This window comes from Pseudomonas sp. Hp2 (assembly GCF_006386585.1).
Taxonomy (GTDB): domain Bacteria; phylum Pseudomonadota; class Gammaproteobacteria; order Xanthomonadales; family Xanthomonadaceae; genus Pseudomonas_S; species Pseudomonas_S boreopolis.
Map to the genome: position 1 here is coordinate 687,806 of NZ_VAHJ01000002.1, position 25,274 is coordinate 713,079.

Below are 25,274 nucleotides of genomic sequence, written 5' to 3' on the forward strand. Positions count from 1 at the left end.
CGGAGGCATCAAAGGACCACGGCGCCGCCGGAGATCGTGATCAACGCGCCCGAGGTGTAGCTGGCGCGATCGGACGCCAGCATGACGTAGGCCGAAGCGAGCTCGGCCGGTTGGCCGGGGCGCCCGTAGGGCGTCTGCGATCCGAACGATTCCACTTCCTCCGCGGCCATGCCGGCGGGAATGAACGGCGTCCAGATCGGCCCGGGCAGCACCGCATTGACCCGGATCTGCTGGTCGGCCAGCAGGCCGGCCAGGCCGATGGTCAGATTGGCCACCGCGCCCTTGGTGGTCGAGTAGGGGAGGATGTTGGGCGTGGGTTTCTTGGAGTTGACCGAGGCGGTGTTGATGACGACACCGCCGCCGCGCAGCAGCGGCACGCCGAGCCGCACCAGGTTGAAGACGGCATGCACGTTGGTGTCGAAGGTCTTGCGCCACTCGTCGAGCGTGATCTCCTCGAAACTCTCGAAATAGCGCTGGTAGGCCGCGTTGTTCACCAGGATGTCGAGGCCGCCGAGCTGGCGCTTCACCTCCTCGACCAGCGCGGCCGCCTGGCTGGGGTCGCTGATGTCGCAGGCCACCAGGACCGCCTTGCGGCCGGCCGCTTCGATCAAGCTTCCGATGCGCTCGGCATCGTCGCGCTCGGCGGGCAGGAAGGCGATGGCGACATCGGCGCCTTCGCGGGCGTAGGCGATCGCCACCGCGGCGCCTATCCCACTGTCGCCGCCGGTGATCAGGGCTCGCTTGCCCTCCAGCTGCCCGCTCCCGACGTAGCTGTCCTCGCCATGGTCGGGGCGGGGTTCCATCTTGTCGGTCTTGCCGGGGAAGGACTGCTGCTGGCGCTTGAAGGGCGGGAACGGATAGTCGGGAAGGGCCATGGAGAACTCCTGCAGGGGCGATGCCGGCAGTGTGTGTGCGCCGAAGTAAAGCGCATGCGCAGGGGGCGTCTCCTCGACGTGGACGCAGCGGCGGCGGCCTGCAAAGAAGCTGCGACCGTGCGGACATGCGCGCCGCGCTTCGCGCCGGGCTGCCAGGCGGCTCTCTCCGCAGATCGCGATCCTGGGACCCTTGTCAGTTGATGATCTCGCCGGTGCCGGTCTTGACGAAGTTCCTCAACTGCTGGATGAACTCCGGGTCGTAGGGTTCCCAGCTCTCGAGTTCGCCGATGATCCTCAACGGATGCTCGCTCCTGTACGAGCGGGTCGGGTTGCCCGGGAACTTCTTGTTCGTGACGTTCGGGTCGTCCTCGAATGTTCCGGTAGGGACCACCACGTAGACTCGCGGACGACCGTCGCCCCGGGCGATCTCCGCGGCCAGGCCCGCTCCCTTCGGCAGGGTCGTGAAGTAGATGTGATTCATCACGACGCCGTCGCGGTAGTTGGACGTGAAGCCGGCGGTCAGAAGATCGCCGACGGACAGGCTTGCCTTCGTCCCGTGATAGAACGGCCCTTTCACCAGATCGCAGTTCTCGTGGGAAACGGGGAACCACTCGTCTTCCTGCGTCATCCTGCTCGCCTCGTGTGCCCTGCCCAGTCGACAGGGCGGCGATTCTAGTGTCCGCCTCGGGCGTTGCCGCAAGGCCCCGCGGATGCTATAAATTCATGGTGGGAGGCGCGGCGCGCCTCCCTTTTTCGTTCCGCGCTCGAAAATTCGATGGCGCGCATGACAGGGCCCGGATGCAGTGGCGATTCGCGGTCCCGTTGGCGGATCGTTCTCCCGTCGCACCTCGCAAGCTTGCCTGGGCCGCCGTATGGCTACGGCAGCGGATGCGCGATCGTCGTCATCAACGCATTGGCGGCCTGGCGCGAATCCAGGCGCGTGTGCTGCACGACCAGGGGCACGTCGGATTCGATCAATGACGCGAAGCCCACGCCGTGCGGGATAGATTCCGGATCGTCCAGGTCGTTGAAGCGGACGTGGCGGGTGCGCCGGGCCGGCACCGTCACGCGGTACGGCCCCACCGGCTCGCGATCCTCGAAGAACAAGGTGATCCGCACATGCGCATCGGCGTCGCCTGCGTTCAGCAGGCAACAGGTCTCGTGGCTTTCCATCTGCGGCGCCGGGCCGTTGCTCCAGCCCGGGATGTAGCCTTCCGCGATGGCCCAGCGGTGGCTGCCTATCGGGTGCATGCGGCCGGTGTAACGCCGCGTCCGTTGCCCGTGCGTCAAGGCGCGTGTGGACGGCGTGGTGGGCCGCGATGATCGGATACCACGCCTCGCACGAGCAGTTCGATCCCGCGCATTTGCTGGCGTTGGCCGCGCACGCCGCCGCGGCGGGCTTCGGCGGATTGAGCGGATCGGACCATTTCCATCCGTGGACGCCGGCGCAGGGCCAGTCGGGGCATGCCTGGAGCTGGGCTGGTGCGGTGCTGGCCAGCGTTCCGCTGTCGCTGGGATTGGTCACCTGTCCCTTCGGCCGCTACCACCCGGCGGTGATCGCGCAGGCGGCGGCCACGCTGGCACGGATGTATCCGGAGCGGTTCTGGCTGGCGGTCGGCAGCGGCGAGGCGCTGAACGAGCACGTCACCGGCGAGCCGTGGCCGGACAAGCCCGCGCGCAACGCCCGCCTGCACGCCAGCGCGGAGGCCATGCGCCGGCTCTGGCGCGGCGAGCGCGTCGATTGCGACGGCGAAATACGCATACGCGAGGCGCGCCTGTACACGCTGCCGCCCCGGCCGCCGCTGCTGCTCGGTGCCGCGCTCGGCGCGGAGACGGCGCGTTGGCTCGGAGGGTGGGCCGATGGCCTGATCACCGTCAGTGCGCCGTTGCCGAAGTTGCGCGAGATCGTCGCCGCGTTCCGCGAAGGGGGAGGCATCGGCAAGCCGATGTTCCTCCAAGTGAAGCTGTGCTATGCCGCGACCGATGCGCAGGCGCGTGCCGAGGCCCTGGCCCAATGGCGCGCGAACCTGGCGCCTCCCGCGATAGCCGCCGACCTGGTCCGGCCCGAGGACTTCGCCGCGCTCGCGGACCGGCTGGATCCGGCCGGGATCGAGCAGGCGGTGAACATTTCCTCCGACCCGCTGCGCCATGCCGAGTGGCTGAGTACGTATCGCGAACTCGGGTTCGAGCGGCTGTACCTGCACAACGTCGGCCGCCAACAGGAAGCGTTCATCGACGTCTTCGGCGCTCAGGTGCTGCCGTCGCTGGCCGGCGCCTGATCGCGCAGGTACCAGCCATAGCCGTAGCCCCCGATCTCCACCGTGTCGTCGGCGCAGCGGACGTGGCGGGCGAGGGCGAAATCGCCGGTTCCCAGCGCCTGCCGCTCGAGCCGGAGCGGGCGCGCGGAGAGATTCACCAGGGCCACGACGTCCTGGTCGCTTCCCGCGAAGCGCAGGGCCAGCAACTGGGAGGGCGCGAAGGCGCACGCTTGCGGCGCCGCGCTCAAGGCGGGCAGGTCGCGCCGGACCTGCAGCAGCGCCCGGACGTCTTCCAGCAGCGATGGCTGCCCGCGCTGGGCGGCGACGTTGCAGTGCGCGTAGCCGAACCGCCCGTCGCGCTGCGGCCTGCGCCAGGCGTGCGCGGGATGGTCGCAGAAACCGGCGCCCGCCCCGGCGTGCCACTGCATGGGAACGCGCACGGCGTTGCGCTCGGGCAGGTCCAGGTCGTCGCCGAGCCCGATCTCGTCGCCATAGCGCAGCACCGGCACCTGGCCCAGCGACAGCAGCAGGGCGTGCGCCATCGCCAGCGCGTCGCGATCGCCATCGAGCATCGGCGCGAGCCGCCGGCGGATACCGCGTCCGTAGATGCGCATCCATGGCTCCGGCGCGAAGCGGTCCATCACCTCGCCGCGCTCGTCCGGCGTAAGTTGTTCCAGGTCCAGTTCGTCGTTGTTGCGCAACCAGGCGATGCGGGTCGTTGCCAGGGCCGTATCGCCGTACTCGGCCAGGGTACGGGTGATTTCACCTGCATCCTCGCGCGCCAGGGCCAGGAAAAGATGGTTGTTGAGATGGAAATCCAGCAGGTGCGAGAGCCGGCCGCCGGCCACGTAGTTGCCGTACTCGGCCGCGGGCACATCGGCCTCTCCGATCAGGACGGGCTCGTCGAGCCGGCCAGCGACGTGGCGTCGCAGCTCGTTCAACAGCCAGCGTCCTCCTTCCTCCGGCACTGCGAGGCAGGCGCGTTCCACCATGTAGGGCACCGCGTCGATGCGGAAGCCGCAGGCGCCGCGATCCAGCCAATGGGCCATGATCCTGCCCATCTCGCGGCGCACGGCGGGATTGCCGCATTCCAGATCCGGCTCGTGCGCGTAGAACATGTGCCGGTAGTAACGGCGCACGAAGGGATCCCAGCTCCAGACGCCGGGTTGGACGGGCGGGAACATCGGGGCGGGGCCGATCGCGGCCGGTGCGTCGGTCCAGATGTAGCGCCCTTGCATTTCCGCGTCGCCGGCGCGCGCTGCCTGGAACCATGGATGCAGTTCGGAAGTGTGCTGCATCACCAGTTCCACGATGATGCCGATGCCACGCTCGCGCGCGGCCCGCACCAGCCGAGCGAACGAGGCCTCGTCGCCAAGGCGCGGGTCGATGGCGCAGTGGTCGAGGACGTCGTAGCCGCCATCGCGCCCGGCGCTGCGGAAGAACGGCAGCAGCCAGAGATGACTGACGCCCAGCCATTGCAGGTAATCCAGTTTCTCGGCGATGCCGTCGAGCGTGCCCCAGCCATGCCCCGTGCTGTCGCGGAACAAGTAGGGGTCGACCTGGTAGATGACGGTGCGATGTGGTTGCATGCGGCGGGAAGCATGGCCGGGCCCGAATGAAGCGCTCGCCATGGCGATGTGCAGGTGTCGCGAAGATGCGCGCCGCTTTACGGCGCGCGGGCTAGTGATAGCCGCTGCCGTGCCGGACCTTGCCGCGGAATACGCGGTACGACCACGCGGTATAGCCCAGGATCAACGGCAGCAGCACGATCAGGCCGACCATCGAGAAGACCTGCGAGGAGCGCGGCGCGGCGGCTTCCCACAGCGTATAGGTCGGGGGAACCAGGTAGGGCCACATGCCCAGCACGAGCCCGGCGAAGCCGAGCGCGAACAGGGCGAGCGTGCAGACGAAGGCGCGGGCATCGGAACCCGATTGCCGCGTCGAGCGCCAGATCAGCGCCGCGGCCAGCAGCGCGCACAAGGGGATGGGCGAGAGCCACCAGAAATTGCCGTCCTGGAACCAGCGCGCCATCACGCGCGAGTTGAGGAACGGCAGCCAGGCGCTGACCAGGCCGAGGAAGGCGGTCACCACCCAGACCAGCACCCGGGTGAGCCCGCAGGCCAGCCCGCGCGTGGGATCCTCGGTCTTGAGGATCAGCCAGGTACTGCCCAGCAACGCGTAGCCGAACACCAGCGCGATGCCAGTCAGCATGGAGAAGGGGCTGAACCAGCCGAACACGCCGGCGACGTACTTGCCGTCCTGGACCGGCATGCCTTCCACCAGCGCGCCCAGGATCACGCCCTGGGCGAACGCGGTGAGGATCGAGCCGATGGAGAACGATGCGCCCCACAATCCACGCGAACGCTGCGCCTTGAAGCGGAACTCGAAGGCCACGCCGCGGAATACCAGCGCCATCACCATCAGCAGCACCGGCAGGTACAGGCCGGACAGGATCAACGCATAGGCCATCGGGAACGCGGCGAACAACCCGGCGCCGCCGAGCACGAGCCAGGTCTCGTTGCCGTCCCAGATCGGCGCGGCGGTGTTCATCATCAGGTCCAGCTCGCGCTGGTCGCGCGCGAACGGAGCCAGGATGCCGAGCCCCAGCACGAAACCGTCCAGGACGACGTACATCAACACGCCGAATCCGATCACGCCGAACCACGCCACCGGCAGCCAGGTCCCCACGTCCATCACGGCATCTCCTCCTCGGGCGTATCGGCGGCCGAGAGCGGGCGGGCAGGGGTGTGCTCGCCGCCTTGCAGGTCCGGTCCGTCCTGTTCGGGTTGCGGGCCCCGGCGCACCAGCTTGAGCAGGTACCACACGCCCCACCCGAACACGAACGCATAACCTGCGACGTAGACGGCCAGGGACGTGGCCACCATCGCCGCGCTCTGCGTACCGACCGCGTCGGCGGTGTGCAGCAACCCGTACACCACGTAGGGCTGGCGCCCGATCTCGGTGACGAACCATCCGGCCACCAGCGCCACGAAGCCGGCGGGCAGCATCGCGTTCCAGACGGCGAGCAGCCAGCGGCTCTGCAGCAGGCGGCCGCGCCACCAGGTCAGCGCCGACAACCATGCCAACGCCAGCATCAGCAATCCCAGGCCGACCATGACGCGGAACGCGAAGAACACCGGCGTCACCGGCGGTCTTTCCGATGCAGGCACCGAGGTGAGCGGCGGGATGTCGCCATCGCGGCTGTGGGTGAGGATGAGGCTGCCCAGCCGCGGCACCGCGATTTCATGGCGGTTGCGCTCTTCCTCGCTGTCCGGAAGCGCGAACAGCACCAACGGCACGCCGGCGCCCGGTTCGGTCGGATGCCAGTGCGCTTCGATCGCGGCGACCTTGATGGGCTGGTGCTCGAGGGTGTTCAGGCCGTGCTGGTCGCCCGCGACGATCTGCAGCGGCACGGCGATCGCGGCGAAGGCGACGGCGAGCTTCAGCATGCGTGCGCCGGCCTCGACATGGATGCCCTTGCGCAGGTACCACGCTCCCACGCCGCCGATCACGAAGCAGGTCGTGATGAACGCCCCCAGCGCCATGTGCGTGAGCCGGTACGGGAACGACGGGTTGAAGATGACCTGCCACCAGTCCTTCGGCACCACCACGCCGCCTTCCACCGCGTAGCCGGCCGGCGTATGCAGCCAGCTGTTGGAAGAGAGGATCCAGAAGGTCGAGAACAGCGTCCCGAGCGCCACCATGCAGGTGGATACGAAGTGCAGGCGCTCGGGGATGCGTCCCCAGCCGAACAGCATCACGCCCAGGAAGCTGGCTTCCAGGAAGAACGCGGTGAGCACTTCGTAGGTCAGCAATGGCCCGATCACGCTGCCGGCGATGCGGCTCAGTTCCGGCCAGTTGGCGCCGAGCTGGAATGCCATCACGATGCCGCTGACCACGCCCATGCCGAACGACACGGCGAAGATGCGCATCCAGAAGAAGTACAGGTTCTTCCACAACGCATCGTGCGTGCGCAGCCAGCGCCATTCGACGAACGCCAGCCACGAGGCCAGCCCGATCGTGAAGGCCGGAAACAACACATGGAACGAGATGACAAAGGCGAACTGCACCCGGGACAGCAGCAGTGCGTCCATTGGACCTCCGGTGGGCACGGCAGTGGCAGGCGCGAACCGCTCGGGCCGCGGGATGCACGATGCCCAGCATGGCGCGGCGGCCGATCACGGGACCGTCGCCACGCCGTGAAGGCGGGGTGAATTCACCGTTCGCCGGCTTTGTGGGCTGCGCGCCCGCGGGCGGTCACGAGCGTCGCGCGGAGCTGCCGGTGGTCGCGCCGGCGCCGGGCCCGGCGCCCAGGTCGGCACCGGTCACCTCGTCCAGCTCGGGATGCGACATCGTGCGCATGCTCATCGCATCCAACGCCTGCGTCTCGGTCGCGGACAGGCCGACGACGGCGTTGCCGCCCTGGCCATCCACCGCGGCCTGCGCATCGCGATCCGACACCACTTCCCATTGCTCGCCCTGGTTCCACGGGCCGGAGAGATCGCCTTCGCCCTGCGACATGTTGTAGTACTTGTCGGTGAAGGCGGGATGGCCGGGCAGCTTGCCGGGCGGGAAGTTGGGATCGATCGCGTAAAGCGCCTTCTCGAACGACTTTTGGTGCGCTATCTCGCGCGTCATCAGGAAGGTGAGGGCATCGCGGATGCCGGGATCGTCGGTGACGTTGATCAGGCGCTCGTAGACGATCTTCGCGCGCGCCTCGGCGGCGATGTTGGAGCGCAGGTCGCAGGTCGGCTCGCCGATCGAATCGACGTAGGCCGCCGTCCAGGGGACGCCAGCCGAGTTGACCAGCGCGGGGCCTCCCCCGTAGAGGATCTGTTGGGTATGGCTGGTGCTGTTGCGCGTGAGGTTGCGCATCTCCATGGCTTCTTCCATGCCTTCGGAGAGGATGGCCTTGGGACCGCGATTGAGCATGGCGACGATCGACCCGATGATTTCCAGGTGGCTCAGCTCTTCCGTGGCGATGTCGTAGAGCATGTCCTTGCGTCCGGGATCCTCGTCGCCGAGCGCCTGGGTGAAGTAGCGCATCGCCGCCGCCAGTTCGCCCTGCGGGCCGCCGAACTGCTCGAGCATCAGCGAGGCCAGGTCGGGATTAGGCGCAGCCACGCGCACCGTGTACATCAGTCGCTTGTTGTGCATGAACATGGATAGGTCCCTGGAATGAGTTGATCGATGCGGACATGCGCGGATCGCTCCAGGCGGGAAATTCGAGCCGAAAATTCCGGATGAAACGACCGCCGCACGCCCAACACCTTGTAGAACCCGCCGTTCATGAGGCGTCTCGGCGGCACGCATGTGAGTACGCCGCTTCACGGTATGCCGACGCCATCTTTCCTCTTGCCACGAAAGAATGTACGCGCGGATTCCTGGACGAAGCGAAGGCTTGGTGATCTTCATCAGGCCTTCGAGGCGTTACGGATTCCACCCGGAATACCCCACGAAGGAGGACACCGTTCGATGATCACACGCATCCTGCAAAGCTCTCCGCACAATCCACGGGCCTGGCTGGAAATCGGCGCAGGCGGCATCGGCAGCATCCTGTTGCCCCATCGCGAGGAAGCCAAGGCCGAGGAAGCGAGCTTCGGGCGCCCATTGCCCGACCAGATCGACTTGGTCCTGATGCAGGAACCCGCCCGTCTTGCGCGCGCGGACCTGGCGATCTGGGAAACCCAGCGCTGCGCGGTCCCGCTGCTGGGGTTCAGTCTTACCGCGGCCGACGAGCACGGGCGCGGCCCGCGCGCGATCGCGTGGCTGACGGAGGACGGCGAGCAGGTGTTCGCGGCGGGCCTGTGCAGCGTCAACGAGCTCGGGCACCACCCGCGCAGCGCGTTCTCGCTGCTGGTGGGCAGTTCCTCGCGCGCGCCGCTCTATCGTCCGCTGTACATCCAGGGCGTCCCGATCGCCGATTGGCTGCGCATGCCGGGAGCGCAGGCCATGTCCTACCTGCGCAGCGAGTGGGGCGGCCGCTCGCTGCAAGCCGCGGCGAAGAACGAGCCGGTCCCGGCCATGCTTGCCGGCGCCACCTCATGAGCTTCCGCGGGCGGCGCCGGCGCCCGGCGTCGCGGAACCACGCGGACGGCCTAGGTTGGCATGCGGTTCGCCGCCGCTGCTCACCGGCGATTGCGCTCGAATGCGCGCATGGCGTCCTGCATGTCCACGACGTCCACCGCGGGCGATAGCTGCATCAGTTCCATCGCCTGGCGCAACGGCCCCGACAGCCCGGCCACGGCCTGGCGTATCACGCGCACCCGGTACTCGCGTGCATTGCCGTCCAGGGCGGTGGCCAGCACGCACGAGTCCGCGGTCATGCCGGACAGGTACAGCGTGCCTACCTGCAACTTGGCCAGCAGCACCGGCAGCGGGGTCGCCAGGAAGGCCGAGTGCTTGGGCTTGAGCACGTAGTAATCGTCCTCGGTCGGGTGCAGCCGGTCGGCCACCTCCAGCCCGAGTCCACCGCTTTCCCGCGCCGACGCGATCAAGCCGCGGAAGTCGGCCTTCCACTGGGCGAAGTTGTCGTTGGCGAAGATCACCGGGACTTCGCGGCGGCGACAGACCTCCAGCAGGGCTGCGATCGCCTGCGTGGCCTTGCGTACACTGGCGGCCATCGCCTCGGCCTCGGGAAAGTCGAACCGGCCGATCATGTCGATGACCAGCAGGGCTGGGCGGGAGGGCGCACGCGGCGGACTCATTCGGATTTCCTGGGTCGGCTCGAAAGGTGGAACTGGCGTGGCGATGGAGCGGTGCCCGAGGCCAGGTTGCCCGGTGCCGGGGATCCTGCATGGCCCGGTGTCCAGGGATCGTGAGCGGAGCCCGGTCGCCGGCGTTATGCACGCATGACGACCGCCCGCGCCGGTCATCGCGACCGGATCACGCGGTATTGCGCCGTGCGTAACGGTGGGATGCCTAGCCTGCAACGAAGGCATCGACTGCCCGCCATCGCGGCACCACCGACCATCCAGGAGCGAAACATGGCCATCAAGAACATCGAAGACCTCTTCATCCATGAGCTGTCCGACATCTACAGCGCCGAGAAGCAACTGACGCGCGCCTTGCCGAAGCTGGCGCGAGCCTCGGACAACCCGGACCTGTCGACGGCCTTCGAGACCCACCTGGAGGAAACCCAGGGGCAGATCGAACGCATCGACCAGGTGGTCGAGGCGCTCGGCATCCGGTTGAAGCGGATCAAGTGCGCGGCGATGGAGGGTTTGATCGAGGAGGGCAAGGAGATCATCGAGAGCGTCGAGGCCGGTCCGTTGCGCGACGCCGCGCTGATCGGCGGGGCGCAGAAGGTCGAGCACTACGAGATCGCCGCCTACGGCACGCTTGCCGCGCTCGCCAAGCAGCTCGGCTACAAGGACGCGCTCCCGCTGCTGCTGGAAACGCTGAAGGAAGAGAAAGCGACCGACGAGAAGCTGACGATGCTGGCCAAGAGCGGAGGCAACGCCGAGGCTGCCCAGCAAAGCCGCGCCGCCTGAGGTCCGCGCCGTAGCGTAGTTCCCGGAACCGGCCGGCACCCGTGCCGGCCATTGGAGTTGGAGGCACGCCGCCATGCGCACCCGAACCACCTGGGCCATCGTCGTCGCCATCGGGGCCACGGCGGCCTTGTTGGCCGCGTTTCGCAAGGGCAAGATCGCCGCTCGCCGGGATTCGCGCGACGACGATGCGGTCGGGCAGGACGGCGAGGTGCTGGCGCGGCTCGCCGATATCGACGACGACCAGGTCCGGGCCGCGCAACTGGCGTTGTCGCAATCCCTGGACCCTCCTGTGAAGGTCTACGCCGAGCACATGCTCGCCGTGCACGGTCGCAACCGTGGCGAAGCGTGCCGCCTGCGCGATCGCGCAGGTGCTCCGGCGGAAGGCGAGGGCGGCGGCGATTGGGTGGACGCCTTACAGCGCGCCGCCGGCGCGGGTTTCCAGGCCGCCTATGTGCACGCGATGGTCGACAGCCACGAACGCGCCTTGCGTCTCCTGGACAAGGAGCTTCTTCCGGCCAGTTCGAGCGATGCGGTGAAATCGCGCCTCGCGCATACCCGCGGGCTGCTGCTGGACCACCTGCAGCGCGCCCGCGACCTCAAGGCCGCCGAGGGCGTGCAGCAGAACGCGCGCCAGGACGAGGCATTGGACGAGACGTTCCCCGCCAGCGACCCGGTCTCGCCGTTCATTCCCGCGAAGGCGCCGGATTGAGCGGGCGGGCCTGCAGGTACCGGAGGCGGGCGCCAGTAAAGAAGCAGGTTGTCGGACATGAAGAAGGCCCGCCTTCAGCGGGCCTTTGCCGTATCGACATCCGGCAGCGCCGGGGCCGACGGAACGGACACATGCATCGGGCTCAGCTGCGTCCCCCCTTGCTGCCGATGGCGGCCATGTGTTCCCGGTTCTGGCTCACCGCCTGGCCGCCCTTCCTTCCGGCTTCGCTCGCCTCGCGCGAATCGAACTCATGGGCGTTGCCGCTGGCGTGGGCCGCCTTGCCGCCCTTGCTGGCGATCTCCCTCTGTTTCTCCTCGTCCATCGACGCGAAACCGCGGTTGCGGGTGTTGTTGGCCATATCGATATCTCCTCATAAGGACGTGTCGGGCTGGATTGCCTCGACGCGAACAGGATGAGGAGAAGGCGGCTAAGCACGAGTCACCGCGCCGCCAAGACAGGGTGTAAGCGGGCCCATCCTCGTGCTCACGGCTCCTGCACGGCTCGTTTCTGCGCATCGTCCGCGGGCGCGGCATTGCGGGCCGGCTGCGCACGCGGGAACGGAAGCCGTCCACGGCAGCATGCCGGGCCGCTCGCGCGGGACTCACTGGTAAGTGATCACTGCTCGCCCGACGAAGTCGCCATCGCGCAGCCGATCCAGGCTCTCGTTCACGTCCTCGAGCCGGACCGTGTTGATCTCGTGTCTGATCAACTTCTTCCGGGCAAGCTCGACCACTTCGCCGAGATCCACGTAATTGCCCCAGAATGAACCGTGGTAGCTGTATTCCCGGGCGACGAAGGGGAACAGTGGAATATCCACCCGCGTACCCATGAGACCGACGGAAACGAACGCGCCGGAGGTCGCCAGCATGTCGAAGCCGAGCCGGATGGCTTCCTCGGCGCCGGAGCAATCGAGCACGCCATGGAACTCGGCGTGGCCGGTGGCGTGCTGCAGTTCCTTGCGCACGTCGGCCGTGGATTTGCCGCGTACGTTGATGGCGACGTCCGCGCCCAGTTCGCGCGCGGTGCGGAGCTTTTCGTCCGAGCGCGCCAGCGCCACCACCGTGGCGCCGCCGGAAAGCAGCTTGGCGTATTGCACGCCATAGGTTCCCAGGCCGCCGATGCCGCTGACGGCGACGACGTTGTCCGCACGCAGTACGCCGGCGGCCTGAAGCTTCTTCGCGCCCCGGTACGGCGTCAGCCCGGCGTCGGTGAGCGGCGCGAGTTCTTCCGGCTTGAGGTGGTCCTCGCGGCTCAAGCGGATCAGCCATTGGTACGGCACCGGCACGAACTCCGCGTAACCGCCATACGGGCCGAAGCCCGGCCAGCGCCCGTGTCCGCAGATCTGGTGGTTGCCCACACGGCACTGCGGGCAGGCCCCGCAGCCGAAGCCACCGACGACGACGACCTGGTCGCCCTGGGCGAGTCCGGCCGATGCGGGCACCGCGCCGCCCAAGCGCTCGATGACGCCGGCGATCTCGTGGCCGGGCGTGGCCGGGAAGCTCAGTTCCAGTCCGTATTCGCGGAAGTATCCATCCAGCAATTGCACGTCGGTGCGGCACATGCCGGCCGCCTGGACGCGTACTAATACTTCGTTTGGTTCGATCTCCGGCACCGGTGCGTCATCGATGACGAGCGGCGTGTTGTAGGCATGCATTCTCGCGGCGCGCATGGCAATGCTCCCAGAAAAGATGCGTGGATGGGGCGGAATGGAGCGCGTTTTGCGCCCCGTCCCGACGCTAAGAAGTGCAGGCCCGCGGGGTCAATGCCCGAAAGCGGGGGAGCGCAATGCCGAAACAGGCGACGCAATCCCTCGCGGTTGGCGGCATCCCGACGGCGCTGGGCCGTGTTCCCTAGGGGAGACAGTCGCGCGCCTCGCACGATGCGCGCGGCGGCATGCGCGATCTCTCCGCATGGCCGCCATCGCAACCGGCAGGCCGGACGCGGAACGACCTCGCGCCGGCAAGCCGCTACGGCACGGATGGTCCGCAAGGGTCACGGCCGGACCCGCTGCCACAGCTCGTCGAAGGCGATGCTGTCGTAGTAGGCACGCGCCTCGACGATCTTCCCGTCGCGCATCCGCCACAACCATGCGTAGGTATTGACATAGGGCAGGCCGTCGCGCGCCATGCCCTGCGCGTCGAAGAAGATCGCGACGTGTTCGCCGTCGGCGAGGATCTGCCGTAGGGTGGGGCGCAGCGGTTCGCGCATCCGGGCGTTGAAGGGCCGGATCACTTCGGCCATGAACGCTTCCCGGCTGGGATATTCCTTGGATGCGGCCGATCGCCCGGTGATCGTCCAGCGCACGTCGTCGGCGAGCAGGTCGTACGGGCTGCCGGTGCCCTGGCGCCAGCGCTCGAATGCCGCCTGTGCGACGGCCAGATTCCGCGCTTCCTGCGGAGTGTGGGACTCGGAGGCGCCGGCGACGGGCGTTGCCGCCGCAGTGCCCAGGAGCAGGGCAAGGCCCCGCAAGTTGCCGAACAGGGTGGCCATGGCAGTTCCTTGATGTCGCGGAGGCGGCGCGACTATGCCGCAGCCGATGCTGCGGATGCGCGGCCGACGCGCTGCCGGCGCAACATTCCGACAGCCAGCCCAATCCCGGACGATACGGCGGCGGTCATCAAGGCATCTGGCACGGGACGTGTCCGGCTTCGTGCGGCGGCAGGTGGCCGGGAGGGCTGCTCCCCCCGTCGCGCGCCCGATCGCGATAGGCCCGCGGCGTCAGGCCGGTGGACCGGCGGAACGAGGCCGCGAATGCCGAGGGCGTGCCGTATCCCACGGCCACCGCGATCTCGCCGATGGAGCGTTCGCTGGCCGCCAGCAGTTCCTTGGCACGCCCCATCCGCAGCAAGGTCAGGTACTCGTAGGGGGCCAGGCCGGTCGAACGCCGGAACGCGGTGCACAGGTAATGCCGGCTCAGGCCCACCTGGGCCGCCATGTCCTGCAGGCTCAGGGGCGCGTGCAGGCGCCCCCGCATGAACTCCTCGATCCGCCGCAGCTGCCAGTTGGCCAGTCCCGGCGCGACCGCCGTCGGCAACTGGACAGGCGAGCAGTGGCGGTTGAGCAGGTGCGTGCAGATCAATGCCGCGCACTGTTCCCGGAAGCCGGGATCGCGTCCGTCGTCCGGCGGCATGGCCGCCAGCATCTCCACCAGCCGGAACAGGACCGGATCGGCGAGCGCCAGCTGCAATCGTGGCGTGCCATCGACCTGGACCAGGTCGCCGGGCTCCAGCGCCGACGGCGGGATCAACACGTGCGAGCATTCGTGCCCCCCGGAAAAATCGACCTGTCCCTCCGTCCCGGCGGGAAGCAAGGTGACGGTGCCATGGCGCAACTGGCCGGTCCGGCGCACCCCGTCGCGTTCCAAGATGACGGTGGCGATGCCGCTATAGGTCACGGCGACCACGTGCTCGCCGAGCGCCGGCAAGCACCCGCGCCGGGGAGGGTGCTTCCAGCGCGGCGTATAGCGCACACCCCGCCGCGACGACCAGCCGGCCAGCGGCAGCGTCTGCCCGAGCAGCCGGCCGAGCGCTCCGGCGGCGTCCACTTCGGGTTCGTCGCGCACGTCCGGTTCCGGGCCGCATGCCTCCTGCCCGCACGGCACCATCGCCGGGCCGCTGGGACCGATGGCGGCGGGATCCTGCAAGAGGTCGGAAGGAGGATTCATCCTGGCCGTCGCCATCGGGGTGCGATGCCACGTCGTGGCACGGCCCGGTCAGGGGCCGGGCAAAGCCTAGCGGCGGCGCTGCACAGGCATCGTCGCGATATTGCGGCCGGCATTGGCGATATTGCGCTTGTGGCCCCGGAGCGACGGGATCAGCCGCGTTCGCGGTAGGTGGAGGGCGACACCCCGACGACCCGCCGGAATGCCACGGCGAACGAAGCGGGGCTCGAATAGCCGACGCTCGCCGCCACCGTACCGGGCGGCAGCCGCGTGGTGACCAGCAACCTGCACGCCGCCTGCATCCTCAGGTGCACCAGGCAGGCGTGGGGCGCCATTCCCGTCGCTTGCCGGAACGCCCGGCAGAAATGGAAACGGCTCATCGAGACCAGCCCCGCCAGTTCCTGGAGGGCGATCTCGTGGCCCAGGCGTTCGCGCATGTATTGCGTCACCCTGCGCACTTGCCAGGCTGCGAGCGGCGCAACGCGGGGAGGGGGCGGCGCAGCAAGGGTGGAATGGCTGCGCAGCAAGTACAGGCAAAGAAGGTCCAGCGTCTGTTCGATGAACAGCAGCGGATACAGGCCGGGTGCGTCGGCCTCGTCCGCCAGCAGGCCCATGACGCATGCCAGCCGTTCGTCGGGTTCGTGCACGCGATCCAACAGTTCGAAGGCGCGTCCCTCCGCGAACTCATCGACGCAACCTATCAGCCGTTCGGGCGCCAGGAACACATTGGAAACGCGTCGCGACCCGGTCGTGCACCAGCGACCGCCGTGGCCACTGGCCGAGATGGTGATGCTGCCGGGCCGCACCGGCCCGGCGAGCCGCTTGCCGTCGATCGATGCCGCGGCCGTGCCTTGGCCGTCGTAGGTCACAGATACGATGTGCTCGCGCGTCGGTTGCAGGTCGACGTCGAAGGCGCCGTTGTCCCAGCGCCCGGTCAGGCGGGTACCGGCCTGGAACAGTTCGGGCATGAGCGGCGGCACGCGCCCGGCGATGCGGGTGACCTCGGCGGCGGCGGCGGCGGTCGGCTGGGGCCGGCTCATCGGAGAGCGAGAAGATGCTTCGGGAAACGATACGATCTCATGTCCACGACAGGGCCGTGGAAGGCTTCCCCGCCCGTCCTCGGCCATTGTATCCGGGTGGCGCCGGCCCGATCATGCGCCGGATCGGCCGCCGAGGGGAGAGCCATGCCGCTGTCGGACGCTCCGGAAGTGATCTCGACCCTGGTGGGCGTACCGCCTCCGGTGCTGCCGATCGTCCTGCGTGGTGGCACGCGCCTGTCGGGCCTGTACGTGTGCCGGCCCTTCGACGGCGACCTGGTGCCGATGGATGTCCACATCCTCTCGCTGGCCCACCGCGGGACGGGCCGGATGCGGGCCCGCGTCGAAGGACGGCAGGGCCTCTCGTATCCGGTCGCGGGCGCGGTCACCGTCATTCCCCGGGGGCTGGGCGGACACTGGCACTTCGACGGCCATGCGCTAGTGTCGAACGTCTATCTCGGCAGCGAACGCTTCCGCCAGTGCGCCGATCACGCCGCGGAAGGACGATCGTTCGAGATCCGCTACGGCAACGACGTCGCCGACGAACGAATGGCTCACATCCTGCGGCTCATCTGCTCGGAGGTGCAACAACCTTCCCACCATTCGCTGTTGTTCCTCGAACACGGCGTGGAACTGGCCTGCCTGCATCTGCTCAGGGCACATTCGTCGCTGGCGCGCCTGGCCGCGCCGCCGGCGAAGGGATTGCCAGCCAGCCAGGTAGGGCGCGTGGTGGACTACATGCAGGCGCACCTGGATGGCGACATCTCCCTGCAGGAACTGGCGGACCTGGTCGGTCTCAGCCGCTTCCATTTCTGTAGCGCATTCAAGGCCGCCACGGGCATGCCGCCCTACGCGAAACTGACCCAGCTCCGGATGCAGGCGGCCGCACAGTTGCTCCTGCACACGCGCCACGCGATCCTGGACGTGGCGCTGGCAGTTGGATACCGCACCCAATCCGCATTCTCGGCGGTGTTCGGCCGGACGATGGGAATGCCGCCGAGTCGGTTCCGGAGCGAAGGCCGGCGCTAGGCGGGCAGGGCGGAAGCTCAGGGCGTCACCGCATCGAGCCTTATCCGGCGCGAGGGCAGGCCTTCCACGTCGATGTCCACGGTGATCGGGCCGGCCCGGACGCCAGCGCGGACCACCGCGACCACCCGGCCATGGAAGGTCTTGCGTTCGCCCGACTGGAAGCTGGAAACGTCCACGGGATTGCCGTTGCCGATGCCGGCCAGCGTTCCCGCCCCGGTCACGCGCACGCGCACCTGCCTGTCGTCCTTCCGGGCATAGATGGGCGTGCCGTCGGCATCGCGCAATTCCACGGCGATGTACGCCAGGTCCTCGCCGTTGGCCCGGAGCCGCGATCGGTCGGAGGAGGCCTCGGCGACGGCGGGGGCACCGGCCGTGCGCAACTCCCAGCGCCCGGCCTCGCGTCCGTCGCGGTAGCCCACGGCGAGCAGGCGCCCGGGCGCGTAGGGCACCTCGTAGAGCGCCTTGTATTCGCTGTCCTGGCCGACCGGCTTGCGACCGAGGCTCTTGCCGTTGAGGAACAGCTCCACTTCCGGGAACTCGGAGTAGACCTGCACTTCCTGGCGCCGGCCTTCCTGGCCGGGCCAGGTCCAACTGGGATGGACATCGTCCAGCGACCAGTCGAGGTGCGGCTGCACGACCGGATACAGGTGGCGATCGGGCAGATCCTCGGTGCCTTGCGGCTGCCGGACGAATGCCGATATCGGCACCATGCCGGTCTTCCAGACGACCTGGCGGTAATAGGCCGCCGGACGCAGGCGCCCGGTCGCGTCGATCTCGCCGCTGTAGGCCAGGTGCCAGGGGTAGGGGCCGAGTTTCTGCCAGTCCTGGCTGTATCCCATCCAGCCGATGCCGGCCTCGCCCAGATAGTCCACCGCGGTCCAGACGAAATCGCCGATCACCCACGGCATGGTCTCGACGGCACGCCAGTAGCGGAAGAACTCCTTCGACGTGGACTCGGAGGTGTACATCGCCAGCCCGGGGAGCCGCTCGTGCTCCTCGGCGAAGAGGTGCACGTGGTAGTTGTAGCCGGCCACGCCGAGCACGCCGGCCTGCCGAGTACTCCTGGGCGGATCGGCGTTGATGCCCTGGGTGACCGGGCGCGTCGGATCGAGGCTGCGCACGCGCTCGGCCAGCCTGCGGGCGCTCTCGACGCCTTCGGGCGTGCCGTCCTCGGGGATTTCGTTGCCGATGCTCCAGAACAGCACGCTGGGGTGGTTGCGGCCGCTGACGACGAGGCTGTCGATGTCCTGCGGCCAGTCCTCGGCGAAGAAGCGCGAATAGTCCTGCGGCTTCTTGCTCTTGCTCCAGCTGTCGAACGCCTCGTCGATCACCAGCATGCCCAGTTCGTCCGCGGCGTCGAGCGTGGCCTGGCTGGCCGGATTGTGCGCGCTGCGGATGGCGTTGTACCCGGCGGCCTTCATCAGGGCGACCTTGCGCGCATCCGCGTCCGGCATGCCGGCGGCGCCGATCATGTAGTTGTCGTGGTGGATGTTGCCGCCTCGCAACAGCACCTTGCGGCCGTTGATGCGCAGGCCGTCCGCGGCGTCCAGCGCGATCGTGCGGATGCCGAAGCGGGTGCGCCGCTCGTCGACGGTCGCACCGCCGATGCGGATCTGTTGGACCAGCGTGTAGAGGTTGGGAGCGTCCGGCGACCACAAACGCGGATTGGCCACGGCGAGCTGCTGCGATCGCTCGGCGCGCGCGCCCGCGGGCAATGCCTCGGTCCGCCTGGCCTCGGCCACCGTTTCGCCGCTGGCCGACACCACCCGCGCCACCCACTCGGCGGACTGCGCCTTGCCCGAGCGGTTGACGAGGGCGGCAGCCACCGCGACCACGCCCCGGTCCTCGCCGGCCACGGGCGTGGTGACGAACACGCTCTCGGGTTCGATGTGGACCGGATCGAGGATTTCGAGCGCGACCGGCCGGATGAGGCCCGAGCCCGCATACCAGCGCGAAGACGGATCCACATGGTTGACGCGCACGACGATGACGTTGTCGCCGGGCCGGACCTTGCCGGTCAGGTCGACCGAGAACGCGGTGTAGCCGTAGCGATGCCGCTTCAGGTGTTCGCCGTTCACCCAGATGTCGGCATCCATGTACACCGCTTCGAAGTTCAGCCGGACGATGCGGCCGGCGTCGGCCGCGGACAGGTCGACGTGCCGCCGATACCAGCCGATGCCGCCGGGCAGGTAGCCCGAGTCCTGGCCGCTGGGCGTGTCGCGATCGAACGGCGGGCGTCCATCCGGCGTGTCCATGATCGAGAAATCGTGCGGCACCACCACGCTTTGCCAAGACCGGTCGGCAAACCCGGCGCGCTCCGCGCCTGCGACCTCGCCGGCATGGAAACGCCAATCCTGCGAAAGCTTGCGGATCTCCGCCGAAGCGGGAGACGCCACCAGCGCCATGGCTAGCACGGCTGCCAGGGGGCGGTGCATGGCCTGCGCCGTTGCGATGCGTCGACGGAACTCGATGTTCATCGGAGTTGGAGAATCCTCAGGTTGTGGTCGCGCCGTCGACAGGCCCGGCAAGGCGGGAGATCTCGGGCACGGCATTGCCCGGCAGCGAGCTCCACGCCGATCGCGTTGCGCGTGGATATTCTGGTCGCCGGTCATTTCGAAAACTTCGGGAAACCATTCGAGCTGCCGGGGCGATGTGGCCGCAACAGGAGCATCGTCCCCGTGGCGCGCATGCATGCAGCAGGACGCGCCATGGACGCGCCATGGACGCGCCATGGACGCGCACCTTCGGTTCATGCGGATGGCCTGTCAACTTGCGTCGCATCATTCTGGCTGGATATATGTCCATGCCAGGAAGATTCTCGTGCCTGGCGCCGCGGATTGCTCCGAAACCCAACGCGATGATCGGTGTGGCCCATGCTCGTTCGGTTATCCATCGGAGGCGATTTCGATATCGATATTCGCGATGGGACGGCCGATGGGGCGCTGCGTACCGCGGTGGCGTCGGCCCAGTACGCGGGCAGGGCGGTGGTGCCCGGCCTGCTGGATGCAAGACAATCGCACCGGGACTGCCATCGTCACCGGATCACCCATGAAGAATGCTCCGCCCAACCCGACCTTGCGGGACCTGATCGCCCTGGAGAAAGCCGCCACGATGGAATTGCAGCGCCGGACGCTAGCGGCCCATGCCAGGATCCTGCAGCTGCTCCGGCAGCATGGCGGCGGCCTGGACGCCCGCCAGCGTGTCGCCATCAGGAAGTACCTGAAAAGGCCGGGCTCCTGAAGAACGCGCCCGTGCAAGGGGATGGCAGCGGCGCCACATCTGCCAGCAGCGGCTGCGCCGAGCGCAGGACGTGGATGCTCAGCGTGATGCCGCCGCCGCAGGGCAGGACGATGTCGAAGTGGTCCGGCCCAGGCCGGAGCCGACCTGTCGATCTTCGCTCCTGGATATCACCTCGTGCGCTTCCGCCGCGACGGCGGCCTCGACGCAGCCTGCCTGGCGGGAGGGATCAGGTTTCCGAAGGTCCCTTGATCTCCACCTGGTTCCCATCGGGATCGGGGAAGTAGAGGGAATAACCCGTTCCCTCGGCGCCGTACCGACGCTGAGCGGCATCGGCCATCAGTCCGAAGCGCGCCAGGTGCTCGTGGATCCTCGCCTCGTCGAACCGGTCGACACGAAGGCACACGTGGTCGACGTTGCGGCCCTCGTCGCCCGGCGCGCGTCCGCCGCGTACCCCGAGCGGACCGTTGATGTCCACGAGATCGATCATCGAAGCACCCGCGCGCAGATGGACCAGGCCCAGGTCGGGCCGGTTCCGGTCCACCGCGCATCCCAGCACCTGGCCATAGAACTCGATGCTCCGCTGCAGGTCGGACACGCGCAGCACGATGTGGTCGATGCGTTCTACGTTGAAGGGGATCATGTCGTATCTCCAATCCGGCTACGGGCTCGAGTCATGGCCGGGCATGGTCCCGATCGCACGGCCGTTGATTGCCGGGCCCGTCTCCAGGAAAGCCTGGCCCTGGGAAAGGTATGATTCTTCCACAAGGAGGTGATCATGGACGTTCGCATCTGTTCGTTGCTGTTCGTATTCGCAGGGATCGCCGGGCCAGCGTCGGCACAGATGGTCTACAAGTGCGTGGATTCGCGTGGCGATGCGACCTACCAGTCCGCGCCTTGTTCCTCGCAATCCAGTAACGAGAAAGCATGGGCTGCGCCTCCCGATCCGGAGCCCAGCCGGTCGTTCGTGGCGCGGCAAGCCGCGATCGGCCGCGAGATCGCCGCACGCAACGCGGCCGCCCGCCGAACCCCGGCGCAGCCGAGCCGTGCAAGGCTGCGCGAGCCGCGGTCAGGCAACCCATGCGAGGCGGAAAAGGCGGCCCGCAAGGCGGCTTACGACAGGGCAGGGCTCAAGCGGACCTTCGAGTTCTCGAGCCATTGGGACAACCGGGTTTGGGAGGCGTGCAAGTAATCCCATAAGTAATCCCATATGGGTATGCAACCGGGAGTTCCGCTCCCAACGGCCAGTTGCGGGCATACGCCGCTCCCATACAACATTCCCGGCAACGATCGTCGCTGGAACGAAAGGCAGGCAATGAGCACGACCTTGAACATCCCGGCCAGCGAAACATCTCGGGGCAGCATCGTCTGTGTCGGCCTGGGGATGACGCTGGGCTCGCATCTCACGCCGATCGCGCGAAGCCATATCGAGCAGGCCGACGTCGTATTCGCCGGGGTGTCCAACGGCATCGTGGAGCAATGGCTGCAACGCATGCACAAGGACGTCCGCAGCCTGCAACCCTACTATGGCGAAGGAAAACCCCGATCAGAGACCTACAAGGAATGGGTTGACCTGATGATGGCGGAAGTGCGTGCAGGCAAGAAGGTCTGCGGCGCCTTTTATGGCCATCCGGGCGTATTTGCCTGGTCGCCGCACAAGGTCATTGAAGTAGCGCGCTCCGAAGGATACGACGCATTCATGGAACCGGGCATTTCCGCCGAAGATTGCCTTTACGCGGACCTTGGTATCGATCCCGGGAGTCACGGCTGCCAGCATTTCGAAGTGAATCAATTGGTCTTTTTCAAGCGCCGGCTGGATCGGACCGCTTACCTCGTGCTGTGGCAGGTCGCCATGATCGCCAATGAATCCATTTCCAGGGTGGATGCCTCTGCCGCTTACAGGCAACTCCTTGTCGATCGGCTGAGCCTGGACTACCCGATCGATCATGAAGTCATCGTCTATCGTGCGGCCATCTTGCCCATCGAAGGGCCACGCGTCCGCAAAGTGGCGCTGCGCGACATCGCCAAGATCCCCATGACTGCGGAAGAAACCGTCGTCGTGCCGCCAGCGGAAGCGATCCAGCGAGACGAAGAGTTCATGCGCCGTGCGGCGGTTTTGCACGAGATCTATGGCAGGCCGATCGCAGTGTGATCTGGATCTCGCACGACCATTTCCTGCGCAGGGACGGGAACGACGCGCCGGTTCGGCCTGGGCTCCGGGATGCGGCCAGGAAGCCAGCCTGCTGACAAACGACCGAGTATCGATTGTGGTATGAAGGCGCGGCGCGCCGGTTGCCGTCGGGCCGCCGCACGAACTCGACCGATGGATGACAAGAGGAGGGTGGAATGGCTGACACCATTGAGTTGCTGGAGATGATCGGCCGAGACGCATCCTTGCGGCGCGCATCTCCGCAAGCGCTGGCGACGGCTCTTGAAAGAGTGGATGCTCCCCGAGCCCTGACGGCTGCAGTGGCAAGCGGAGAAACCGCATGCCTGGGCCAGGAATTCGATGGCATCGATCTTTTCCCGCCCCAGGTCACGCAAGCGATTGCAGCGCCACTTTTCGCGGTACAGCTTTGATCCCTTTTCTGCCATCGTTTCGAAGGCCTGGGTAATTCCAGGCTTTCTTGCCGTGGTGCTCCGCTGCGGCCTTGCGAGTCAGCAGGCTGCATAGGTACGGCGACGCGCTGCTGTCCTTGGCCCGGGTAGGCGTGAACCGGGTTGGCGCAGATTGCATTGCGCGAAGCCAACTCGCGGACGGCAACCACCGGAGCAGGCCGGGGAGCCCATGGCACTCCCCAGCCTGCCAACGCGGACCTATCGGGTCAGCGCGCGCCGCCCGCGGCGTACAGCTTCTCGCCGGTCAGCCAGTACGAATCGTCGGAAGCCAGGAATACCGCGATCGACGCGATATCGCCCGGCTGGCCGATACGACCCAGCGGGGTCTGCGCGATGGCGCCCTGGTGGAAGTCCGAACCGATGAATCCGGCGGCTACCGTGCCCTCGGTCTCCACCATGCCCGGGTTCAGCGCATTGACGCGGATCTTGCGCGGGCCCAGTTCGCGCGACAGCACGCCGGTGATGGCGTCGACCGCGCCCTTGGTGGCGGTGTAGACCGAACCGCCCGGCGGCACGATGCGGGTGACCAGCGAACCGATATTGATGATGCTGCCGCCATCGTTCATATGCTTGGCGGCCGCCTGGGTGGTCAGCAGCAGCCCCAGCACATTGACGTTGAACTGCTTGTGGTAATGCTCTTCGGTGATCTGCTCCAGCGGCGCGAACTCGTAGACGCCGGAATTGTTCACCAGGATGTCCAGGCGACCGAATTCCTTCACCGCGGCATCGGCAATGGCCTGGGCGTCGGCAGCCTTGGCCACGTCGCCCTTAACGGCCACGGCCTTGCCGCCGGTCTTGGTGATGGCCTCGACCACGGCGTCGGCGCCGGCCTTGCTGGAGGCGTAGTTGACGACCACGGCCGCGCCTTCGGCGGCCAGCGCCTTGGCGATGCCGGCGCCGATGCCCTTGGATGCGCCGGTGACCAGCGCGACTTTGCCTTTGAGCTTGCTCATGACGGATTTCCTGTCAGGTGATGGAAGGGCGAATTGCCCGGTTCATAAATTCAATAGTTCGAAACATATGAACTAACGAACCGTAAGTCAAGGGCTGCTAAGATTGCAGCCATGAGACCGCTAGTTCATCCCTCGATCGAAGACGTCACCGTGGAAGGCATCCTCCACGTCCTGGCCGACCCGGTGCGGGTGGCCATCTATGCCGGGCTTGCCGCTTCTGAGAAGGGCACGAGCTGCTCGGCGTTCCTGCAGCTGGACGACCGCGAAATTCCGAAATCCACGCTCTCGCAGCATTTCCGTGCCTTGCGCGAAGCTGGCCTGATCCGCAGCGAACGCCAGGGCGTGGAGATGCGCAACACCACGCGCTGCGCGGAAATCAACGAGCGCTTTCCCGGGTTGCTGCCGGCAGTGATGGCCGCGTACCAGCAACAGCTGGCGGACCGGATGAAGGCGGCGAAACGCAAGGGCGGCAAAGCGCGCGGCGGCTGATGGCATCGTCGCCAATCGAATACTGAGGACAACGATGCGAATCGGATCGGTTCTTCTTGCAATCGCCATGACGGCTACCCAGGCTGTGGCCGGGCCCTGGCCGGACGGCAAGCAGGCAGCCGTGGTGCTGACCTATGACGATGCGCTCGTCTCCCAACTCGACAACGCGATTCCGGCACTCGATGCCGCCGGCCTCAAAGGAACCTTCTTCCTGATCGGCAGCAAGATTACTCCGGAGCAGATTGCGCGCTGGCGATCTGCCGCTGCCGAAGGCCACGAACTCGGCAACCACACCATTCGCCATGCTTGCCCACAGGCCAACTATCCGCCCGCGAAGAAGATCGACACCAGCGAAGCCTACGACATCGACACCATGCTGGCAGAGATACGCACCATGAACACGATGCTGACGGCGATTGACGGCAAGCTGCAGCACAGCTATGCGACTCCTTGTGGCCAGCACTTGGCCGGAGGCGTCGACTATCTTCCGGAGCTGCGCGCTAGCGGACTGACGCGCTATACCCGTGCCGCGGATCCAACAGAGCGCCCTCTCGATCCCATGGATGTGCCGAGCCGCTTTTTCCCCTCCGACGCGACCGGTGCCGACCTGATCGCCGCTGTCCAGGATGCCGAGCGCAAGGGCGGGGTGGTCGTACTCGGTTTCCACGGTGTGGGCGGCGACTACCTCTCCGTGTCCGCAGAAGCCCATGCCCAGCTCCTCGCCTATCTCAAAGCCCATTCCGACAGGATCTGGGTGGCACCTTTCTCGACCGTGATCGGTTATGCCACCCGCCATCCAGACCATTAAAGACCAGCGAGCAGCGCCAGGAGCACGCCATAGGTCCAAGCCGTTGCTTCAGCTTGGCAGTAGCTTGCTCTAACGTGACCAGGGCGGCTCCAGGTTAAGACCGTAC

At 67.3% G+C, this 25,274-nt stretch carries 27 protein-coding genes; 11 read left to right on the forward strand and 16 right to left on the reverse strand.

Annotated features, from left to right (window positions below; translation table 11 throughout):
- Positions 1-8: 8 nt before the first annotated feature.
- The 3 genes from FD678_RS08275 to FD678_RS08285 form a co-directional block, all read right to left on the reverse strand.
- Positions 9-875 carry an SDR family oxidoreductase gene (locus tag FD678_RS08275; RefSeq protein ID WP_140721192.1) on the reverse strand — a complete coding sequence of 289 codons (867 nt, stop codon included), beginning with the start codon at positions 873-875 and terminating at the stop codon, positions 9-11.
- Positions 876-1,068: 193 nt separating this feature from the next.
- Complete coding sequence (gene arr, locus FD678_RS08280) at positions 1,069-1,503, reverse strand: NAD(+)--rifampin ADP-ribosyltransferase (RefSeq protein WP_140721195.1); 435 nt, start codon at positions 1,501-1,503, stop codon at positions 1,069-1,071.
- A 248-nt stretch (positions 1,504-1,751) separates the two neighbouring features.
- Positions 1,752-2,126 carry a sensory rhodopsin transducer gene (locus FD678_RS08285; RefSeq protein ID WP_140721199.1) on the reverse strand — a complete coding sequence of 125 codons (375 nt, stop codon included), beginning with the start codon at positions 2,124-2,126 and terminating at the stop codon, positions 1,752-1,754.
- Positions 2,127-2,194: 68 nt separating this feature from the next.
- Between FD678_RS08285 and FD678_RS08290 the strand changes: the two genes are divergently transcribed.
- Complete coding sequence (locus FD678_RS08290) at positions 2,195-3,154, forward strand: TIGR03885 family FMN-dependent LLM class oxidoreductase (protein ID WP_140721202.1); 960 nt, start codon at positions 2,195-2,197, stop codon at positions 3,152-3,154.
- Here FD678_RS08290 and FD678_RS08295 read toward each other — a convergent pair.
- The 4 genes from FD678_RS08295 to FD678_RS08310 form a co-directional block, all read right to left on the reverse strand.
- The gene (locus tag FD678_RS08295) at positions 3,124-4,722 is read right to left on the reverse strand and encodes an alpha-amylase family glycosyl hydrolase (protein WP_140721205.1); all 1,599 of its coding nucleotides are present in this window, start codon (positions 4,720-4,722) and stop codon (positions 3,124-3,126) included. The genes FD678_RS08290 and FD678_RS08295 overlap by 31 nt on opposite strands.
- Before the next feature lie 91 nt (positions 4,723-4,813).
- On the reverse strand, positions 4,814-5,821 hold the full coding sequence (gene cydB, locus FD678_RS08300; RefSeq protein WP_218569612.1) for a cytochrome d ubiquinol oxidase subunit II: 1,008 nt from the start codon (positions 5,819-5,821) through the stop codon (positions 4,814-4,816).
- Between the two features lie 5 nt (positions 5,822-5,826).
- A complete protein-coding gene (locus tag FD678_RS08305; protein WP_140721211.1) occupies positions 5,827-7,227 on the reverse strand; it encodes a cytochrome ubiquinol oxidase subunit I in 1,401 nt (466 codons plus the stop codon).
- A 163-nt stretch (positions 7,228-7,390) separates the two neighbouring features.
- Positions 7,391-8,296 carry a manganese catalase family protein gene (locus FD678_RS08310; RefSeq protein ID WP_140721214.1) on the reverse strand — a complete coding sequence of 302 codons (906 nt, stop codon included), beginning with the start codon at positions 8,294-8,296 and terminating at the stop codon, positions 7,391-7,393.
- 312 nt (positions 8,297-8,608) lie between these two features.
- Between FD678_RS08310 and FD678_RS08315 the strand changes: the two genes are divergently transcribed.
- On the forward strand, positions 8,609-9,181 hold the full coding sequence (locus FD678_RS08315; RefSeq protein ID WP_140721218.1) for a hypothetical protein: 573 nt from the start codon (positions 8,609-8,611) through the stop codon (positions 9,179-9,181).
- An 80-nt stretch (positions 9,182-9,261) separates the two neighbouring features.
- On the opposite strand, the gene FD678_RS08320 is transcribed toward FD678_RS08315, so the two are convergent.
- On the reverse strand, positions 9,262-9,840 hold the full coding sequence (locus tag FD678_RS08320) for an isochorismatase family cysteine hydrolase (RefSeq protein ID WP_140721222.1): 579 nt from the start codon (positions 9,838-9,840) through the stop codon (positions 9,262-9,264).
- A 279-nt stretch (positions 9,841-10,119) separates the two neighbouring features.
- Here FD678_RS08320 and FD678_RS08325 point away from each other — a divergent pair, with 279 nt between their 5' ends.
- Positions 10,120-10,626 (forward strand): YciE/YciF ferroxidase family protein, encoded by a 507-nt coding sequence (locus FD678_RS08325; RefSeq protein ID WP_140721225.1) that lies wholly within the window; start codon positions 10,120-10,122, stop codon positions 10,624-10,626.
- Positions 10,627-10,699: 73 nt separating this feature from the next.
- Positions 10,700-11,335 carry a DUF4142 domain-containing protein gene (locus tag FD678_RS08330; RefSeq protein ID WP_140721230.1) on the forward strand — a complete coding sequence of 212 codons (636 nt, stop codon included), beginning with the start codon at positions 10,700-10,702 and terminating at the stop codon, positions 11,333-11,335.
- Between the two features lie 142 nt (positions 11,336-11,477).
- On the opposite strand, the gene FD678_RS08335 is transcribed toward FD678_RS08330, so the two are convergent.
- From FD678_RS08335 to FD678_RS20955, 5 genes are all read right to left on the reverse strand, one after another.
- A complete protein-coding gene (locus FD678_RS08335) occupies positions 11,478-11,693 on the reverse strand; it encodes a KGG domain-containing protein (RefSeq protein WP_140721233.1) in 216 nt (71 codons plus the stop codon).
- A gap of 243 nt (positions 11,694-11,936) precedes the next feature.
- Positions 11,937-13,004 (reverse strand): NAD(P)-dependent alcohol dehydrogenase, encoded by a 1,068-nt coding sequence (locus FD678_RS08340; RefSeq protein WP_177497637.1) that lies wholly within the window; start codon positions 13,002-13,004, stop codon positions 11,937-11,939.
- 323 nt (positions 13,005-13,327) lie between these two features.
- Positions 13,328-13,825 (reverse strand): nuclear transport factor 2 family protein, encoded by a 498-nt coding sequence (locus FD678_RS08345; RefSeq protein ID WP_140721240.1) that lies wholly within the window; start codon positions 13,823-13,825, stop codon positions 13,328-13,330.
- 127 nt (positions 13,826-13,952) lie between these two features.
- Positions 13,953-14,897, reverse strand: a complete 945-nt coding sequence (locus FD678_RS08350) for a helix-turn-helix transcriptional regulator (protein WP_177497639.1) — start codon at positions 14,895-14,897, stop codon at positions 13,953-13,955.
- A gap of 251 nt (positions 14,898-15,148) precedes the next feature.
- Positions 15,149-16,036 carry a helix-turn-helix domain-containing protein gene (locus FD678_RS20955; protein WP_177497641.1) on the reverse strand — a complete coding sequence of 296 codons (888 nt, stop codon included), beginning with the start codon at positions 16,034-16,036 and terminating at the stop codon, positions 15,149-15,151.
- 144 nt (positions 16,037-16,180) lie between these two features.
- On the opposite strand from FD678_RS20955, the gene FD678_RS20185 reads away from it, so the two are divergent.
- The gene (locus FD678_RS20185) at positions 16,181-17,062 is read left to right on the forward strand and encodes a helix-turn-helix transcriptional regulator (protein ID WP_177497643.1); all 882 of its coding nucleotides are present in this window, start codon (positions 16,181-16,183) and stop codon (positions 17,060-17,062) included.
- A gap of 17 nt (positions 17,063-17,079) precedes the next feature.
- Here the strand turns inward: FD678_RS20185 and FD678_RS08360 are convergent, their stop codons facing one another.
- On the reverse strand, positions 17,080-19,497 hold the full coding sequence (locus tag FD678_RS08360; RefSeq protein WP_177497646.1) for a glycoside hydrolase family 2 TIM barrel-domain containing protein: 2,418 nt from the start codon (positions 19,495-19,497) through the stop codon (positions 17,080-17,082).
- A 613-nt stretch (positions 19,498-20,110) separates the two neighbouring features.
- On the opposite strand from FD678_RS08360, the gene FD678_RS08365 reads away from it, so the two are divergent.
- The gene (locus FD678_RS08365) at positions 20,111-20,302 is read left to right on the forward strand and encodes a hypothetical protein (RefSeq protein ID WP_140721252.1); all 192 of its coding nucleotides are present in this window, start codon (positions 20,111-20,113) and stop codon (positions 20,300-20,302) included.
- A 226-nt stretch (positions 20,303-20,528) separates the two neighbouring features.
- Here FD678_RS08365 and FD678_RS08370 read toward each other — a convergent pair whose 3' ends face one another.
- A complete protein-coding gene (locus FD678_RS08370; protein WP_140721255.1) occupies positions 20,529-20,942 on the reverse strand; it encodes a VOC family protein in 414 nt (137 codons plus the stop codon).
- Positions 20,943-21,077: 135 nt separating this feature from the next.
- Here FD678_RS08370 and FD678_RS08375 point away from each other — a divergent pair, with 135 nt between their 5' ends.
- The 3 genes from FD678_RS08375 to FD678_RS08385 all read left to right on the forward strand — a co-directional run bounded on the left by FD678_RS08375 (position 21,078) and on the right by FD678_RS08385 (position 22,879).
- Complete coding sequence (locus FD678_RS08375; protein ID WP_140721258.1) at positions 21,078-21,491, forward strand: DUF4124 domain-containing protein; 414 nt, start codon at positions 21,078-21,080, stop codon at positions 21,489-21,491.
- A 123-nt stretch (positions 21,492-21,614) separates the two neighbouring features.
- Entirely contained in the window at positions 21,615-22,451 is an 837-nt protein-coding gene (locus FD678_RS08380; protein WP_140721261.1) for an SAM-dependent methyltransferase, read from the forward strand.
- Between the two features lie 194 nt (positions 22,452-22,645).
- Positions 22,646-22,879, forward strand: coding sequence for a hypothetical protein (locus FD678_RS08385; RefSeq protein ID WP_140721264.1), 234 nt, complete (start codon positions 22,646-22,648; stop codon positions 22,877-22,879).
- A gap of 245 nt (positions 22,880-23,124) precedes the next feature.
- Here FD678_RS08385 and FD678_RS08390 read toward each other — a convergent pair whose 3' ends face one another.
- The gene (locus tag FD678_RS08390) at positions 23,125-23,871 is read right to left on the reverse strand and encodes a glucose 1-dehydrogenase (protein ID WP_140721267.1); all 747 of its coding nucleotides are present in this window, start codon (positions 23,869-23,871) and stop codon (positions 23,125-23,127) included.
- 150 nt (positions 23,872-24,021) lie between these two features.
- Here FD678_RS08390 and FD678_RS08395 point away from each other — a divergent pair, with 150 nt between their 5' ends.
- Together FD678_RS08395 and FD678_RS08400 are read left to right on the forward strand one after the other, a co-directional pair.
- Positions 24,022-24,360 carry an ArsR/SmtB family transcription factor gene (locus tag FD678_RS08395; protein WP_218569579.1) on the forward strand — a complete coding sequence of 113 codons (339 nt, stop codon included), beginning with the start codon at positions 24,022-24,024 and terminating at the stop codon, positions 24,358-24,360.
- A gap of 67 nt (positions 24,361-24,427) precedes the next feature.
- A complete protein-coding gene (locus tag FD678_RS08400; RefSeq protein ID WP_140721274.1) occupies positions 24,428-25,168 on the forward strand; it encodes a polysaccharide deacetylase family protein in 741 nt (246 codons plus the stop codon).
- The last annotated feature ends 106 nt before the right edge of the window (positions 25,169-25,274 follow it).

What these genes read in the sequence shown, in the direction of transcription:
- FD678_RS08335 (WP_140721233.1), bottom strand. Translation starts at nt 11,693, where the DNA reads ATGGCCAACAACACCCGCAACCGCGGTTTCGCGTCGATGGACGAGGAG.
- FD678_RS08320 (WP_140721222.1), bottom strand. Translation starts at nt 9,840, where the DNA reads ATGAGTCCGCCGCGTGCGCCCTCCCGCCCAGCCCTGCTGGTCATCGAC.
- FD678_RS08290 (WP_140721202.1), top strand. Translation starts at nt 2,195, where the DNA reads ATGATCGGATACCACGCCTCGCACGAGCAGTTCGATCCCGCGCATTTG.
- FD678_RS08310 (WP_140721214.1), bottom strand. Translation starts at nt 8,296, where the DNA reads ATGTTCATGCACAACAAGCGACTGATGTACACGGTGCGCGTGGCTGCG.
- FD678_RS08400 (WP_140721274.1), top strand. Translation starts at nt 24,428, where the DNA reads ATGACGGCTACCCAGGCTGTGGCCGGGCCCTGGCCGGACGGCAAGCAG.
- FD678_RS20955 (WP_177497641.1), bottom strand. Translation starts at nt 16,036, where the DNA reads ATGAGCCGGCCCCAGCCGACCGCCGCCGCCGCCGCCGAGGTCACCCGC.
- FD678_RS08315 (WP_140721218.1), top strand. Translation starts at nt 8,609, where the DNA reads ATGATCACACGCATCCTGCAAAGCTCTCCGCACAATCCACGGGCCTGG.
- FD678_RS08325 (WP_140721225.1), top strand. Translation starts at nt 10,120, where the DNA reads ATGGCCATCAAGAACATCGAAGACCTCTTCATCCATGAGCTGTCCGAC.
- FD678_RS20185 (WP_177497643.1), top strand. Translation starts at nt 16,181, where the DNA reads ATGCCGCTGTCGGACGCTCCGGAAGTGATCTCGACCCTGGTGGGCGTA.
- FD678_RS08390 (WP_140721267.1), bottom strand. Translation starts at nt 23,871, where the DNA reads ATGAGCAAGCTCAAAGGCAAAGTCGCGCTGGTCACCGGCGCATCCAAG.
- FD678_RS08370 (WP_140721255.1), bottom strand. Translation starts at nt 20,942, where the DNA reads ATGATCCCCTTCAACGTAGAACGCATCGACCACATCGTGCTGCGCGTG.
- FD678_RS08330 (WP_140721230.1), top strand. Translation starts at nt 10,700, where the DNA reads ATGCGCACCCGAACCACCTGGGCCATCGTCGTCGCCATCGGGGCCACG.
- FD678_RS08385 (WP_140721264.1), top strand. Translation starts at nt 22,646, where the DNA reads ATGGCTGACACCATTGAGTTGCTGGAGATGATCGGCCGAGACGCATCC.
- FD678_RS08380 (WP_140721261.1), top strand. Translation starts at nt 21,615, where the DNA reads ATGAGCACGACCTTGAACATCCCGGCCAGCGAAACATCTCGGGGCAGC.
- FD678_RS08285 (WP_140721199.1), bottom strand. Translation starts at nt 2,126, where the DNA reads ATGCACCCGATAGGCAGCCACCGCTGGGCCATCGCGGAAGGCTACATC.
- FD678_RS08375 (WP_140721258.1), top strand. Translation starts at nt 21,078, where the DNA reads ATGGACGTTCGCATCTGTTCGTTGCTGTTCGTATTCGCAGGGATCGCC.
- FD678_RS08365 (WP_140721252.1), top strand. Translation starts at nt 20,111, where the DNA reads ATGAAGAATGCTCCGCCCAACCCGACCTTGCGGGACCTGATCGCCCTG.
- FD678_RS08295 (WP_140721205.1), bottom strand. Translation starts at nt 4,722, where the DNA reads ATGCAACCACATCGCACCGTCATCTACCAGGTCGACCCCTACTTGTTC.
- FD678_RS08360 (WP_177497646.1), bottom strand. Translation starts at nt 19,497, where the DNA reads ATGCACCGCCCCCTGGCAGCCGTGCTAGCCATGGCGCTGGTGGCGTCT.
- FD678_RS08275 (WP_140721192.1), bottom strand. Translation starts at nt 875, where the DNA reads ATGGCCCTTCCCGACTATCCGTTCCCGCCCTTCAAGCGCCAGCAGCAG.
- FD678_RS08345 (WP_140721240.1), bottom strand. Translation starts at nt 13,825, where the DNA reads ATGGCCACCCTGTTCGGCAACTTGCGGGGCCTTGCCCTGCTCCTGGGC.
- FD678_RS08340 (WP_177497637.1), bottom strand. Translation starts at nt 13,004, where the DNA reads ATGCGCGCCGCGAGAATGCATGCCTACAACACGCCGCTCGTCATCGAT.
- arr (WP_140721195.1), bottom strand. Translation starts at nt 1,503, where the DNA reads ATGACGCAGGAAGACGAGTGGTTCCCCGTTTCCCACGAGAACTGCGAT.
- FD678_RS08305 (WP_140721211.1), bottom strand. Translation starts at nt 7,227, where the DNA reads ATGGACGCACTGCTGCTGTCCCGGGTGCAGTTCGCCTTTGTCATCTCG.